Genomic DNA, 14,591 nt, shown 5'->3' with positions numbered 1-14,591 from the left:
GTCAGCCGGGTAAACAAACTCACATAATGTTTATAATCACACTTCCCATGACGGTAAGGAATACATTTGCAAATGCAAAGGGCGCTGCAAAACCGATCACCGGGGTATTGCTTTCTGCATCATCCTGAAGTGTATTGAGCGCGGCAGGAATAACCCGCGCACCGGTAAGGGCGCCAAGCAGCAGCACGGGATTCATTTTAAGGAGATATCTTCCGAATATAAGGCCTATAATAATAGGGATAATCGCCAGTACGGCTCCGGCCAGGAATACGGACAGTCCGGAAGCTTGAAGCGCATGAAGGGCCTGCCTGCCGGAAGCAAGTCCGATGCAGGCGATGAACAGATTAAGCCCCAGGTCATTCAACAGCCATTGTCCGCCCTCGGGTATCCGGCCGAAGGTCGGTCTCTTTGAGCGCAGCCAACCGAAGACAAGTCCTGCGAAAAGGATACCGCCGGCCGAGCCCAGAGTTATGGGTATGCCTGCAACGGGAAGCACCAGGAGGCCGATAAGAGTGCCTATCGCACACCCCATGCCGACCATGATCAGGTCTGTAGCGGATGTAGGCTTTTCGGCATATCCGATTACCTTTGCAACGCGGTCTACGTCGCTTTTCTCGCCTACAAGCTGAATTATATCGCATTTGTTTATGACTGTGCCGCTTAGTATGGGCAGTTCGGAGCCTTGCCTTGTTATCTTTCTCAGGAAAACACCATGCGCGCCATCCTTGTAACGGGCAAGCTCTTCAAGGGTTTTGCCCGCGATCTCGGGATTAAGGACACATACCTCAAGGGATTCCCCTATAAGCTCTACAACAGTCGATACATCTATTTCATGACCTATGTAATCCTGTGCATTTACCAGGCCGGTATGTTTACCTGTAGCAACAAGAATATCGCCTGAATTGACAATCATGTCCTGCCTTGCTTCCAGGATGCTGTCACCTCGTTTGATCCTGTTGATGGCAATCCTTGCAGGAAAGAACAGCTTCTCTACGTCGCTCACGGTTTTACCTACAGCCATGGCGTTTGATGCCTTATATGCCCTTATTTCCACCTGCTTTGACCATGAAAACAACTCAGGATTTTTAGATGTATCCGACAGGCCGCCCATTGTTTTCTCAAGTTTCTCCGCTTCATCTTTTATATTTATTCTCATGAGATTTGGCAGAATCTTAAATAGGAATATTACGCCGACTGTGCCGAATATGTATGTGATTGCATATGCGATTGCGATGTTGCCGTTCAGCAACGCCTTGTCCGCCTCACTGATTTTGAGGTGCTCCACCGCACCCTGCGCGGTTCCTATTGCCGCAGACTGGGTCATCGATCCTGCAAAAAGACCTGCCGTGGTGCCCGGGTCAAAGTGCAGTATCTTACCCAGTATTACGGCAGTTATAAGACCTGCAAATGCAACGACGAGAGATATCCATAAATAATTCAAACCTTCTTTTCTAAGCGCCCCGAAAAACTGTGGGCCGACCTGATAGCCGATGCAGAAGGCAAACAACGCGAAACTTATGCTTTTAAGTATTCCCGGGACCTCGATGCTGATCTGGCCGAATACCATCGCAGCAATCAGAACGGAAGCCGTCGAGCCGAGCCCGAATCCTTTTACCTTGATTTTGCCTATGGCATACCCTGCAGCAAGGGAAAGGAAGACAAGTATTTCAGGATTCTGTTGTGCAATCTTTACAAAATCTTCGATCATCATTACCTCCCGGATTTCATCCTTGATGCGGTATTACGCCGCATGCTACTATCAACTAACTTGTTATTAATACTAAATTTTACCGGAGGCGTACATGAATCTTTTGAAAAATATATTTGAAAATGAAGTTTTTCCGGCAATAGGCTGCACCGAACCCATTTCATGTGCATATACCGCCGCTGCCGCAGTCGAACTGCTGGGCGGACCTGTTGAAAAAATAACGCTTTACGTGGATCCCGGCACATACAAGAACGGGGCGGCCGTAACGGTACCCAACAGCGGCGGCGCAAAAGGGAATGCGATTGCGGCGGCGCTCGGAGCCGCTATTGCAAAATCTTCACTGCGTCTTGAAATATTAAAGGATGTTTCCCCTGAAGTTTTAAATATTGCAAAAGAGCTTATAGCTTCAGGAAAGCTTCAATATTGCTGCAAGGAAGACGAAAAGGAATTTCATGTCGAGGTCGAGGCTGCAGACGGTGTCTCAGTTGTCCGATGTGTAGTTGCTGAAGGGCATACAAACATCGTTAAACTCGAAAAAGACGGGAAATCGATAATAGAAAAGCACCCTCATGCAGGTTCCCGCGAAAAGGGATACAAGGATGTCATGCGGGAGATGAAGCTTGAAGATGTCCTGAAAAATGTCATCGTGATGGATGCGGATGACCGGGCCTACATTCAGCGTGGAATAGACATGAACATAGCCGTATCCTTGAAGGGAATCGACATGAAGAGAACCGCATACCAGCTCAAACATATGATGAAGGAAGGGATAATGGCCAACGACCTTTCCTACAGGGTCAAACTGGCTGTCGCTTCGGCGGTAGATGCAAGAATGGGCGGCATGCCCGAACCGGTCATGACAAGCGGCGGCAGCGGCAATCAGGGTTCGCTCACGATCCTTGTCCCATATATAGTGGGCAGGCATCAGGATATCGAGATTGATCGCATAGTGGAGAGCATTGCGATATCCCATGCGGTCAACTCCTATGTCAAATGCTTCATGGGAGAACTCTCCGTCATTTGCGGCTGCGCGATAGCGGCAAGCATCTCCGCCGCCATTGCCCTCGTATATCAGAATGCCGGCATTGACATGAAGAAGATAGGTTATGCAATCGATAATGTAATCGGCGACCTGTGCGGCATAATCTGTGATGGGGCCAAACCCGGATGCTCGATGAAGATCATGAGCGGTGCAGAAACAGCCGTGCGCTCAGCCTTTATGGCGCTGGCAGGTTACGGTCTGTCGGAGACCGACGGCGTGCTGGGAGGTTCACCTGAAGAGTCGATAAAAAACCTGTGCAGGGTTTCCTTCGAGGGTATGGGGCTTGTCGACCCGACGGTTGTTCATATCCTGCAGGACAAATCCGTCAGGAGCGGCATGGCCTGATTATTTCTTTTTGAACACGATAAGATGGATTAATGACCTTGACACGGGAGGTCTTAGTCAATAATTTTAATTAAGGTTTTTCTTTTATTCCGTTTACGTATGAGGAGCTGTAAAATGAGAACATCAGGGAACACTTTTTTCCGCCTGACATTAATAGCGGTAATGATTTTTTCTGCCTTATTCATGCTCGGCCTTTCTCGGTGCGAGCCCATGCCTGATACAAAGCCTGGAGAACTGGGCAGGTGGGTTGATCCATTCATCGGCACAGGCGGCATACCCTGGGCAAGCGCCATGCTCTTTCCGGGCGCAACAACACCTTTCGGAATGGTCAGACTTAGCCCGGATACGACCTTCCCCGGGGGCAACAATATTATAAAGTGCGGGACAGCCGGTTATTATTACGGCCACAATTATCTGTGGGGGTTCAGCCATACAAGGCTTTCCGGCACGGGCGCAATTGACCTTGGCCATTTCAGGGTGAGGCCTTCTGTCGGTAACTTTGACCCTGCAGACAGGCTGAAGAAGCCGCTTTACTTCTCACATAAGCAGGAGGTTGCAACTGCCGGCTATTATGCAGTGAACCTGCCTGTAATAAACTGTCTTGCCGAACTGACAGCCACCAAACATGTCGGCGTCCACCGTTATACATTCGGCTCTGGCAGGGATGCACACATACTGATAGATGCGACCAGTTTCCTTGCAGGCGGCCATGCGACCGAAGGCAGGGTGAAAATTCTTCCTGATACCAGGGAAATTGAAGGTGAAGGCCGGGTTCTGACAGCATTTTCGAGTCGATACGGCGGCCTCAAGGGATATTTCGTGGCCCGTTTCAACAGACCTTTTGCAACATTTGCCACATGGAGCGACGGTGAGAATGTTGGAGGAAAGCTTGAATCCTCAGGAGACGATGCTGGCGCTGACATCAATTTCGGCAACATAAAAAACAACCCCGTTGAAATCAAAATCGGCATGAGCTTTGTAAGCCTTGAGAACGCAAGAGAAAATCTTGATGCTGAAGCGGGGTCTCTTGATTTCGAAGGGGTAAGAAACGCCGCACGTCAGACATGGGAGGCATGGCTTTCCAGGATAAATATGGAAACTGCTGATCCTGAGATTAGAACCATATTCTACACCGCACTGTATCATGTGATGATAATGCCAACAGATTTTACCGATGTTAACAGGCGATACCTTGGTTTCAAGAATCAGGTAGGTGTTGCTGATGATTATACTTACCGTACCGACATGTCGTTATGGGATACATTCAGGACCGAGCATCCGCTTCTTGTAATGATCGCCCCGGAAATTCAGAGGGACTGCCTGAAGAGCCTTATCCGTATGGCCCGCATGGGAGGAACGCTTCCCAGATGGCCTTCCGGCAGCGGATATACCGGATCCATGTTCGGCACTCCGGCCGACATGATCATGGCTGAAAGCTATCTCAAAGGTATAACTGATTTCGAAGCTGCCGAAGCATATGAATACATGAAGCTGACATCGCTTGAAAAAGGTCCGTCAGATGCCGATGTAAGGGACGGCAATCTTGAATGCATAGCTTACGGGTATTGCCCTGATGACAAAATAAAGGAGTCGGTCAGCCGTACACTGGAATATGCATGGGCAGACGGGAGCATCGCACTGCTTGCCGAGGCGCTTGGAAAACCCGAAGATGCGGCTTTATTCAGGGAAAAATCGATGACCTACAGAAATATTTTCAATCCCGAGACTCAGTATTTTCAGCCAAGGTATTCGAATGGTTCCTGGCTTGAGCCTTTTTATCCGAATATAACAAGCTATTATGACGACATACTTCCTGAGGAAATTGCAAGGGCATATTGCGAAGGCGGGCCCAGACACTGGCGATGGACCGCTCCGCATGATCCTGCCGGGTTCATCGGACTTTTCAAGAGTAAGGATTATTTCATCACCGAACTTGACAATTTCATGTCAGATGCCAGCAGAACACGTGCCGCCATCGATCCCGGGCCCGGCTACTGGCAGGGAAATCAGCACGACATCCATGCGCCTTATCTTTTCAACGAGGCAGGGAAACCTGAACTGACCCAGAAATGGGTTAGATGGGCGCTTACCGAACGCCACAGCACGGATGTAAACGGACTGGACGGCAATGATGACGGAGGCACTTTGAGCGCCTGGTATATCTTTTCGGCAATCGGTCTTTATCCTGTCGCGGGAACCGACCGGTACTGGATCGGGGCGCCCATAGTTGACAGGGCTGAAATCAATATGGGCGGCGGCAGAACCCTGACTGTTGTCGCCGAGAATCAGTCGCTTGCAAATATGTATGTGCAGAAGGCGACGCTCAACGGCATCAGACTGACGAAACCGTCCTTAAGGCATGCCGACATAAAAGACGGTGGATTTCTCGTTTTCACATTGGGGCCGTCGCCGAAAGAAGGCGGAGGGTTCTAAAGAACCTGCTTTGTCTGAATATGAAAGGATATCGTATCAGATATCCTTTCATATTCTGGCGTTAAGCCAGTCATGAAGGTCCTTTAAAGCAACTGCCCTCATCTCGGGCATTTCGTTGTAGACCTCGTGTTTGAATCCTTCATAGCTCTTGTATGTCTTGTCTGTGGAGCCGACACTGTCGAACAGTTCCTTCTGTTTTGAGAATGAGATGTCAAGCGTTCCGTATTGAAGCATCAGCGGCATTTTGATCATGCCTGCGTTACGGGCGCCTTCGATAAGAAACGTCATCAGCTGCTCGGCAAGTCTTGGTGTGATTTTACCGCATCTGAGCTTATCGTTGATATATGCATCAAGAATTCCGGGGTCATGAGTTATGAAATCCGGTGCCAGCGGGAATTTGATATGAACTTTCGGGAACAGCTTTGATCCTATTTTAGACAGAAGAATATCCGATTTCTTTGTTTTCGGGCCGTGGTATGAACCTGATCCCGAAAGCACGACACCTTTTATCCCTTCCGGATGATTCTCGACAAGGTTCATGGCTATAATGCTGCCCATTGAGTGGCCTAAAATAAAAAGAGGGGTATCCGGATATTCCTTTTTGATTATGTCTCTCATGAATTTCAGTTCGTCGATTATGTATTCGTTGAAGCTGTCCACATGGCACCTTCTGCCACCTGATTTTCCATGTCCCCTGTGGTCAACTCCGAAAACGGCATATCCGTCAGGGACCAGTTCATTAACTACATTCGCATACCTTCTGATGTGTTCGTCGTATCCATGGATTATATTGATGACAGCTTTTGGTTTTCCTTCAGGCAGCCATGCCATCCAGACGATATCGGTTCCGTCATTTGATTTGAACATACCCTCTTTTTCCTGCATAGGAGAACCTCCACAGATTATTTGTAAGAGAATTATGGCACAATGGAAATCTTAGTACAATCTACAAGATGATATAATAATAGGCGGGAGTCTATATGACTTATTTATTGACACAATCTGTACATGAGGTTATAGAATGAATGCTCATTCATAAGCAAACAAAAGTAAACCTTAGGAGGATATTATGGCAAGTAAATGGATTGATGAAAGGGATATTAGATTTCTTCTGCATGAAGTTTTCAACATTGGTGAGACTCTGCTCGGCAAGGGCCGCTATGCGGACCACGATGCCGACACGGTCAATATGACGCTCGATGCAGCAGCAAAACTGGCTGTTAACGACATAGCGCCGACATATCCTGACGAAGTTCAAAGGAAGCCGGTTGAAGCAACTTTCAAGGATGGCAAGGTTTATGCACCAGAGGCATACCACAAGCTTTACAAGCTTTATTGTGAAGGCGGATGGATGACGACATCTGAAAGTTATGATCTCGGCGGACAGCAGCTTCCTGCAGTCGTTTCAGCTGCATGCGCCAACATGTTCCTTTCGACCAACCAGGCGTTCCTTATGTATCCCGGTCTTACCCACGGTGCGGCAAGACTTGTTGAAGACTTCTTCCAGCATGAGCTGCGTGATATAACCCTTCAGAAGATGTATTCAGGCGAATGGGCAGGCACCATGTGCCTTACCGAGCCTGGAGCAGGTTCCGATGTCGGTCTTCTCCGTACGACAGCCAAGAGAAATCCGGACGGCACATTCTCAATAACCGGAACGAAATGCTTCATCTCTGCAGGCGACCATGACCTTACACCGAACATCATCCATCCGGTCCTTGCCAGAATCGAGGGAGACCCCGAAGGAACGAAGGGCATCTCGATATTTATTGTTCCAAAATACAGATATGATGCAACAGGGACTATTGGCGAATTTAATGACGTCGCCTGCGGAAATATCGAAAGCAAGATGGGCATTCACGGCAATGCAACCTGTACGCTCAACTTCGGCGAAAACGGAAAGTGTATCGGTTACCTGATGGGCGAAGAGCGCCAGGGCATGCCGATCATGTTCCACATGATGAATGAAGAACGCCAGGGCGTTGGTATGATGGGTGTATCTCTGGCTGGCGCAGCATTCCTTCATGCGCTTTCATATGCGAAAGAAAGAATTCAGGGCAAAGAGCCTGTAGAAATGGTTCTCGATCCTAACGCTCCTGCACGTGAAATCATAAAGCACCCCGATGTACGCAGAATGCTTCTCAAGATGAAATCCGGCGTTGAAGGCATCAGGGCTCTCGCATATTTCTGCTACTATTGCATGGACAGAAGCTTTATCGCAGAAACAGAAGATGACAAGACGAAATGGACAGGCCTGATAGAGATGCTCACACCGATGGTCAAGGCATATTCAACGGATCTCGGTATGGAAATCTGCAGCACCGCAGTGCAGACATACGGCGGATATGGCTTCTGCCGTGAATATCCAGTTGAGCAGATGATGCGCGACCAGAAGATCAACCAGATTTACGAAGGCACCAACGGAATCCAGGCCCTTGACCTTCTCGGCAGAAAGCTTGGTATGAAAAAAGGTGCATACTTCATGACTCTGCTCGGCGAAATACAGTCCTTCATTGCTGAAGCCAAAGCTTATGAGGATCTGGCCGACGAAGCCAAGATCGTGGAAGACGCGATGAACGCGGTTGCAGGGCTTGCAATGGGGTTCCGCGGCATGCTGAAGACCAATCCTTACAACCCGCTTATAAATGCATGTGATTTCCTTACAGCCCTTTCCGAAGTTCTGGTAGGCAGCCTGCACTGCAAGATGGCTGCTGCGGCCAAGAAAGGCCTTGCAGCGACATCAAGCGCAGTGGATAAGGACTATTACACGGGCAAAATTGAAGGCGCCAGGTTCTACATTCAGAGAACAACCGCGCTTGTTCCCGCAAAGTGCCAGCTCATGAGCAAGATAGAAGAGAGTGCACACAGGATCACCGAAGCACAGTTCGCTGTATAAGTAAATTCACCACACAAGAGAACAGAAAGGGGGCTTACAAAGCCCCCTTTTTTATGCATTCCCTCTGTAGCATCCATCATAATCTTTTACGGTCATGGGCTCAATGTCATGAAGAAACTCGCCTGAGACGGCTTTCCCTATAAAAAGGGTATGGTCTCCTGTTTCAATCGTATTGACTAGTTCAAGGTCAAGATATCCTATAACAGATTGGGGCATCAGGTTTCCTAATATGGTATGTCTGGTTTCCAGTCCCTCGAACTTGTGCTGCCAGTCGGGTATCTTAAATCTTTTTATAAGTGTGGTTTCACCCTGTGGCAGAATTCCTATTGAAAAGGCGCCAGCATTTAATATCTGGCTGTGGGAGAGCCGGTTTCGTCTGATTGCAACACATACTTGAGGGGGTTCATGCGAACATTGAGTCACCCACGATGCTATCATGGCGTTGTCATAAGGACCATTTTTGACTGATACGATGTATATGCCATAGGAGAACCTGTCCAAAACCTTCTGCCATTCATTATTCATATAGCCTCCAATGAACTATTCTAATATATCCTACAACATGAACGGGATATTTTGCACTAAAGACTATACTGGCGGCATTGACGGTTCTGCTGAATCAGTAAAGAACAAGCTTGCCATAGGCCTCGGCTCAAACAGGGTATTTACGCTTAATCAGGTTCATGGAGACGCAATTGTAAGTACATCGGAAATAATCTCCTCCGGGATACCTGAGGCCGACGGGATAATTTCGAACAATCCCGAAGACGCACTTGTAATAAGGACTGCCGACTGCGTGCCGGTTCTTTTCACATCTGAAGAGGGTATCTTTGCCGCAGTGCATGCGGGCTGGAAAGGCCTTGCAAAAGGCATTATCGGAAAATGCATATCAAAGATGAAGGAAATGGGGGCTCACAATTTAAGTGCGGCGATAGGACCGGCTGTCGGTCCATGCTGTTTCAGGGTTGGTAATGACGTGGCAACCCTTTTACCTTCAAAATTTCAAAGGAATGAAAACGGCATCATATATGCCGACCTCTGGGAAACAGCAAAGGCTCAAGCACAGTCTGGCGGCATCGAAGGGTATAAAATAGCTGTCCTCAAAATATGCACCTGCTGCAATCCAGAGCTCTTTTTTTCATATCGACGGCAGTCAGGAACCGATGAAAGGCAATTGTCAATAATCGGGGAAAACACAGGGTTGAAGCTGTTGCCTGGATTCAAGGTCTTATAGAAGAAAAGAAGCCCGGGACATCACCGTCGCCGGGCTGTTTTCATGAACAGAATCTTTATAGTTTAAAGTTCTTACGGCAACCTGTTAAGATAATAGCCGCCTGCGAACGCCTTATTCAATACCGTTGCACTTTCCAATGCTTCGATTACGCTGTCATAGGTATCATTGTATGTAATTCCCAGTGTTGATGCGAGAACGTATAGTCCGAAGCGGTAAGGGTGCGGCCGACCTGTGGAGTTTGAATAATAGACAAAACCGTCATAGCCGAAGTTTGGTGCATCGCTCTCTTTGCTGCGATCAGTCATTGCCTGTACCCAGTTTCCAGGAAACAGTCCTCGATCCCATGAACAGCCTTCTGTAATACTGTATAAATGAGGATTAATTTGCGGGATATAGAGCACCCAGGTCTTGGTAGCATCAGCAACGTTGTAGTTTACCATTTTTGTACCTAAAAGGACCATGCTGACCGCACCGGCGGGTATGCCCGAACTGTTCCATGTAAAAGGCGGATTAATGCTGCTGAAAATTCCCCTGTAATAATAATCATTATCCCATATATATTCGTGATAGGCATCTGAATATGTCCTTCCCGTGCTGTTCAGTTCAAGCCTGATGAATTTGCCTGAAATGGATGCCTCGCTTATTATATGACCCTGCATGGCAGCCAGTATCTGATCTTTGTATGCGTGACCGAGAGCCTGCTCGTCAAGAACGGTATCAAGCGCATATAGCCTGAAGTAGTATGTCATCAATTGACCGGAAGCAGGAGTGGGGCCAATGTAATCAATTATATCGTAATCGTTTGTTCCGAATGTGGATCCTGGCGGATTAGGCCGTGCATTATCACTGCCTTCCGGGATGGATGTATTAATGGCCGCAATATTATATACAATCCAGTTTGTATTTCCATCCTGGTCTTCAACGATAAGGGTGAAACTCCTTGTGTTTGAAGGAGCGTTTGACCATGTGAAATCAGGATTTGAATTATAATTGTAGTAGTCTGACGAATATAATGAATTAGATGAAGTTAAATATGCATATTTCACGGGTATAGCCCCGCCATCTGAAAGTCCGTTAGAAGTAAGGATCATTCTTGTCGAGCTGCCTGTAATGTATCCGCTTCCTATTATGTGCCCGTTCATGGCTGACTGGACATCCGCCATGGTGCTTGAAGAAGATACCGATAGTTCGCTGTCGAGTGCAAAAACAGCGAAAACATAATCATAACTTTCTACATCCGAATAGGGATAAGGCCCTGCATACAGGTTTGTCCCGTACCTGTTCTTTCCCTGAATGCTGCCTGCCGGAAGGCTGCCTGAAGCAGAGGCGTTTTCAACAAGGGATGCGGCTGAAGAACCCGGCATGTATAACACCCAGTTCGAAGAGCCGTCATTATCACACCAGGCAAGAATTACCTGGCTTTTAGCGGAGGCAGGTGTTCCTGTCCACTGAAGAGGCGGCGAGTAGTTTTTGAAGTCAGGGCCTGATGATCCGTCATTGTAACAGTATGTCACAGGTATGCTGCCAGCATTGCTGAAGGCAGAACTGAACAGCGACATGTTGGAGTCGTTTGTTATCATTGCATCCGGACTGCTGTGGCCGCACCCGATTCCGAAGAATCCGGCAAATAATAATATCAAGGAAGACAATTTTATGAGTTTTAAGTAATGCATCATAAAACCTCCGGTGTTTTCTGTCGTTTAATATTAAAATTTAAACCCTGCAGACAGCTTGCATTCTCTCTGCTCGCTGTATATCTCATTGTCGATATCTCCCCACCATTCCTGATACTTGTTTTCCGCACATGCCTCCTGATGCTGCCTTTGGTATCCGGTTGTCTGAATCTGTCTCCAGCTGAGATCGAGACCTCCAAAAAAATGTTTTGTAAAATCATAAGTGCAGTTGAAACGGACGGCATTCATATATCCGCTATCGTATCCTTTACCGACTTTAGACCTGAGAAGATGCTTGTCCTCGTCTTCGGCATTCACGAACGGGGAATACTGATAGGCCAGGGCCCCTCTGAATTTTTTTGTGTTAAAATTAACCAGAAGCTGAGCATATGGAATTTCATAGGTCACATCGTATGCAATAACCCTTCCGCCATAATAAAAATGAGGTTCTGAGGGATATGGAGGATACCACTGGTCAACATTGCTTCCAACATAGCTGAAATCCTGCCAGAGATAACCCACGCCTATCTGCATGCCCCAGTCTTTATATTTAAGGAACTCGAAATTTATGTTGCCGTCGAATATTTTTGCATCAAGGGTAACACTGCTTTCCGAATATACATCCATAAGGTCTTCAGGATCACCGCTTATTGCGCCCCAGTCAGAATCCTCCATTTTCTGTTTCGGATCGGAAAGATTCATTTTATAGGAAAGAGCTCCTGAAAGCCTCCAGTAGCTGGCAGTGAGGTCAACCGAACCCATTACCACATTCAGCGGCCAGTCCAGTTCGCTTATCGGAAACCGGTAATCATAAGGACCGTATTGCGGACTGTCAAAATGCCCGCCTATCTGGTAACTGGTTTCTCCCTGCAGGTATCCGATTCCTGCTGACAGTCTGATATCGGGTCTTTCGGCAAAAGGATTTTTGGCTTTATCTTGTCTGGAGGTCTTGATATCGTTATTGCCGAACAAATCAAGGTCATCGGCAAAAGCCTTTCCCGCCACTCCGAAGATAAGTAAAAAAACCAGATAAACCACAGTCACTTTTCTCATAAACAGCGCCCCCTCTTATGAGGAACTTTATTCCCTTTCTCTTATATCGGAAAGTTAATGTTCAAAGCTTTAAGATTAATTTAATTATATATAAATTATTTTAACTGATTATCAAACGGGATTCCAACTAAATATCTTAAAGGTCTTTTTCATTGATTTATGCTTGTATTATTGATATGGGTAACGTTCTTAAAACTACGGGAATCATTGGAAAATTATGCAAACCGACACTATAAAAGAAAACAGGAATATTGCAGGATCGGGCACGGCATCAGATGCCCCGCTCAGGATATGCATACTTACTTACCGCGGGAATCCTTCTTCAGGCGGACAGGGCGTTTATGTAAGAAGAATCAGCAGGGCTCTGAAGGATCTCGGCCATAGCGTGGAGGTCGCTTCCGGGCAGCCTTATCCGATACTTGATGACGATATCATATTACATAAGCTGCCGAGTCTGGATTTGTACAATCCCAATGACCTTTTCAGGACGCCCAGGATCAGCGAACTCAAGTCTCCTGTAAATCTTCTCGAGTGGATGCTCCTCAGTTCAGGAGGTTTCCCCGAGCCTTTTACTTTCAGTCTCAGGGCATATTCATTCCTTAAGCAGAATAAAAACCGTTATGATGTTGTCCATGACAACCAGTGTCTGGCATACGGCATGCTCGGGATTAAAAAGCTGCTGCCTCTGGTGACCACGATTCATCATCCGATAACAAAAGACAGGGATATAGAAGTCAGTGCTCAGCCTAATATGCTGAGGAAGGTCCAGAAATGGCGGTGGTATTCCTTTCTGGGCATGCAGAAGAGGGTAGCAAGAAATCTGGAACACTTTATTACGGTTTCGGAGGCGTCAAAAAAGGATATAAGCAGCGATTTCAAGGTTGATGCCACAAATTTCAATGTGGTACCCAATGGAATAAATACCGAAATATTCTATCCGATACCCGGAAATTTAAGACCTTCAAACCGTCTGATTGTAACAAACAGCGCCGATACACCGCTCAAAGGTCTGAAATATCTTTTGCATGCGGTGGACAGAATCCGAAGAAAAAGGAACATTCATCTGACGGTGATAGGCAAACCGAAACCCGGCGGGGCAATTGAACAGCTTGTGAAGGATTTGAATTTAAATGATGTTGTTACATTTACAGGCCGTATTGAAGAAGAAGAATTTGCCGGGTACTATGCAAACAGCACGATAGCTGTTGTTCCGTCCATATATGAAGGTTTTGGGCTTCCTGCAGGCGAGGCAATGGCGTGTGCGGTTCCTGTTATAAGCACAACCGGCGGAGCATTGCCTGAAGTTGTGGGGGATGCCGGACTGCTTGTTCCTCCTGCCGATGATTCCGCACTTGAAAAAGCGATAATAACTCTGCTAGACAATCCCGGCATGTGCCATAAACTTGCAAAGGCCGGTTATGAAAGAGTAATAAGAAACTTCACCTGGGAAAATACGGCACTGGCTACTGCAAATGTCTATAAAGAGGCAATATATGCTGACAGTTGATTACCGAAGGCTTGACCTTTCACCCGGCTCATGGGTTCTTGATGCCGGTTGCGGAGGAGGTCGTCATCTCAGCGAAGCCTTCAGATATAAAAATGTCCATGTAGTTGGAATAGATATGAACAGGGAGGATGCAACCAAGGCCAAGAACACCCTTAAAATAATGCGACATGAAGGTGAAGACGGGGGCGGAATCGGGCATGTCTCTTTAAGCGACATAACGAATCTGCCCTTTGCCGATGCCTCATTTGATTGCGTGATCTGCTCTGAAGTGCTTGAACACATACCTGAGCATGAAAAGGCCATAAGCGAGATATTAAGGGTATTAAAAACCGGGAAGTCTCTTGTAGTGAGTGTGCCGCGTTATTTTCCCGAAAAGATATGCTGGGCCCTTTCATACGAGTACCATAATGAAAAGGGCGGGCATATACGGATATACAAAAGGAATGAACTTATCAAAATGCTGGAGGATGCAGGGGCAAAACTGGTTGGTTCAGGCTGGGCGCACGCGCTCCACAGTCCGTACTGGTGGATAAAGTGCCTCGTCGGCCACAAGAATGATAAGGCATGGCCTGTAAGGCTTTACCACAAGTTTCTTGTATGGGACATTATGAAGAAGCCTTTTCTGACCAGGTTTCTGGACAGGATGCTTAATCCTGTAATTGCCAAGAGCGTCGTTCTTTATCTGACGAAAGGTGAGTAG

Annotated in this window: 11 protein-coding genes; 6 read left to right on the top strand and 5 right to left on the bottom strand. The window is 47.2% G+C overall.

Features of this window, described 5'->3' with window-relative positions; translation table 11 throughout:
* Positions 1–19: 19 nt before the first annotated feature.
* Positions 20–1,708: an aspartate-alanine antiporter gene (gene aspT, locus VIS94_02515; GenBank protein HEY9159944.1), complete on the bottom strand. Its 1,689-nt coding sequence runs from the start codon at positions 1,706–1,708 to the stop codon at positions 20–22.
* Positions 1,709–1,802: 94 nt separating this feature from the next.
* On the opposite strand from aspT, the gene VIS94_02510 reads away from it, so the two are divergent.
* Both VIS94_02510 and VIS94_02505 read left to right on the top strand, forming a co-directional pair.
* Positions 1,803–3,095: an L-serine ammonia-lyase, iron-sulfur-dependent, subunit alpha gene (locus tag VIS94_02510; GenBank protein ID HEY9159943.1), complete on the top strand. Its 1,293-nt coding sequence runs from the start codon at positions 1,803–1,805 to the stop codon at positions 3,093–3,095.
* A 114-nt stretch (positions 3,096–3,209) separates the two neighbouring features.
* A complete protein-coding gene (locus tag VIS94_02505; protein ID HEY9159942.1) occupies positions 3,210–5,528 on the top strand; it encodes a GH92 family glycosyl hydrolase in 2,319 nt (772 codons plus the stop codon).
* 48 nt (positions 5,529–5,576) lie between these two features.
* Here VIS94_02505 and VIS94_02500 read toward each other — a convergent pair whose 3' ends face one another.
* The gene (locus tag VIS94_02500) at positions 5,577–6,413 is read right to left on the bottom strand and encodes a lysophospholipase (protein ID HEY9159941.1); all 837 of its coding nucleotides are present in this window, start codon (positions 6,411–6,413) and stop codon (positions 5,577–5,579) included.
* Between the two features lie 184 nt (positions 6,414–6,597).
* Between VIS94_02500 and VIS94_02495 the strand changes: the two genes are divergently transcribed.
* Positions 6,598–8,424: an acyl-CoA dehydrogenase gene (locus VIS94_02495; protein HEY9159940.1), complete on the top strand. Its 1,827-nt coding sequence runs from the start codon at positions 6,598–6,600 to the stop codon at positions 8,422–8,424.
* 51 nt (positions 8,425–8,475) lie between these two features.
* Here the strand turns inward: VIS94_02495 and VIS94_02490 are convergent, their stop codons facing one another.
* Positions 8,476–8,949: a flavin reductase family protein gene (locus VIS94_02490; GenBank protein ID HEY9159939.1), complete on the bottom strand. Its 474-nt coding sequence runs from the start codon at positions 8,947–8,949 to the stop codon at positions 8,476–8,478.
* A 10-nt stretch (positions 8,950–8,959) separates the two neighbouring features.
* On the opposite strand from VIS94_02490, the gene pgeF reads away from it, so the two are divergent.
* Positions 8,960–9,658 (top strand): peptidoglycan editing factor PgeF, encoded by a 699-nt coding sequence (gene pgeF, locus VIS94_02485; protein HEY9159938.1) that lies wholly within the window; start codon positions 8,960–8,962, stop codon positions 9,656–9,658.
* Between the two features lie 71 nt (positions 9,659–9,729).
* On the opposite strand, the gene VIS94_02480 is transcribed toward pgeF, so the two are convergent.
* On the bottom strand, positions 9,730–11,334 hold the full coding sequence (locus tag VIS94_02480) for a YbhB/YbcL family Raf kinase inhibitor-like protein (protein HEY9159937.1): 1,605 nt from the start codon (positions 11,332–11,334) through the stop codon (positions 9,730–9,732).
* A 30-nt stretch (positions 11,335–11,364) separates the two neighbouring features.
* Positions 11,365–12,384 carry an omptin family outer membrane protease gene (locus VIS94_02475; GenBank protein HEY9159936.1) on the bottom strand — a complete coding sequence of 340 codons (1,020 nt, stop codon included), beginning with the start codon at positions 12,382–12,384 and terminating at the stop codon, positions 11,365–11,367.
* A gap of 217 nt (positions 12,385–12,601) precedes the next feature.
* Between VIS94_02475 and VIS94_02470 the strand changes: the two genes are divergently transcribed.
* Positions 12,602–13,891 carry a glycosyltransferase family 4 protein gene (locus VIS94_02470; GenBank protein ID HEY9159935.1) on the top strand — a complete coding sequence of 430 codons (1,290 nt, stop codon included), beginning with the start codon at positions 12,602–12,604 and terminating at the stop codon, positions 13,889–13,891.
* The gene (locus tag VIS94_02465) at positions 13,878–14,591 is read left to right on the top strand and encodes a methyltransferase domain-containing protein (protein ID HEY9159934.1); all 714 of its coding nucleotides are present in this window, start codon (positions 13,878–13,880) and stop codon (positions 14,589–14,591) included. Before VIS94_02470 ends, VIS94_02465 begins: the two co-directional genes overlap by 14 nt.

The sequence above is a fragment of the Desulfomonilia bacterium genome (genome assembly GCA_036567785.1).
GTDB lineage: Bacteria > Desulfobacterota > Desulfomonilia > UBA1062 > UBA1062 > DATCTV01.
Note: the sequence above shows the minus strand (reverse complement) of the source record. Positions and strands in the feature narration are given on the sequence as shown.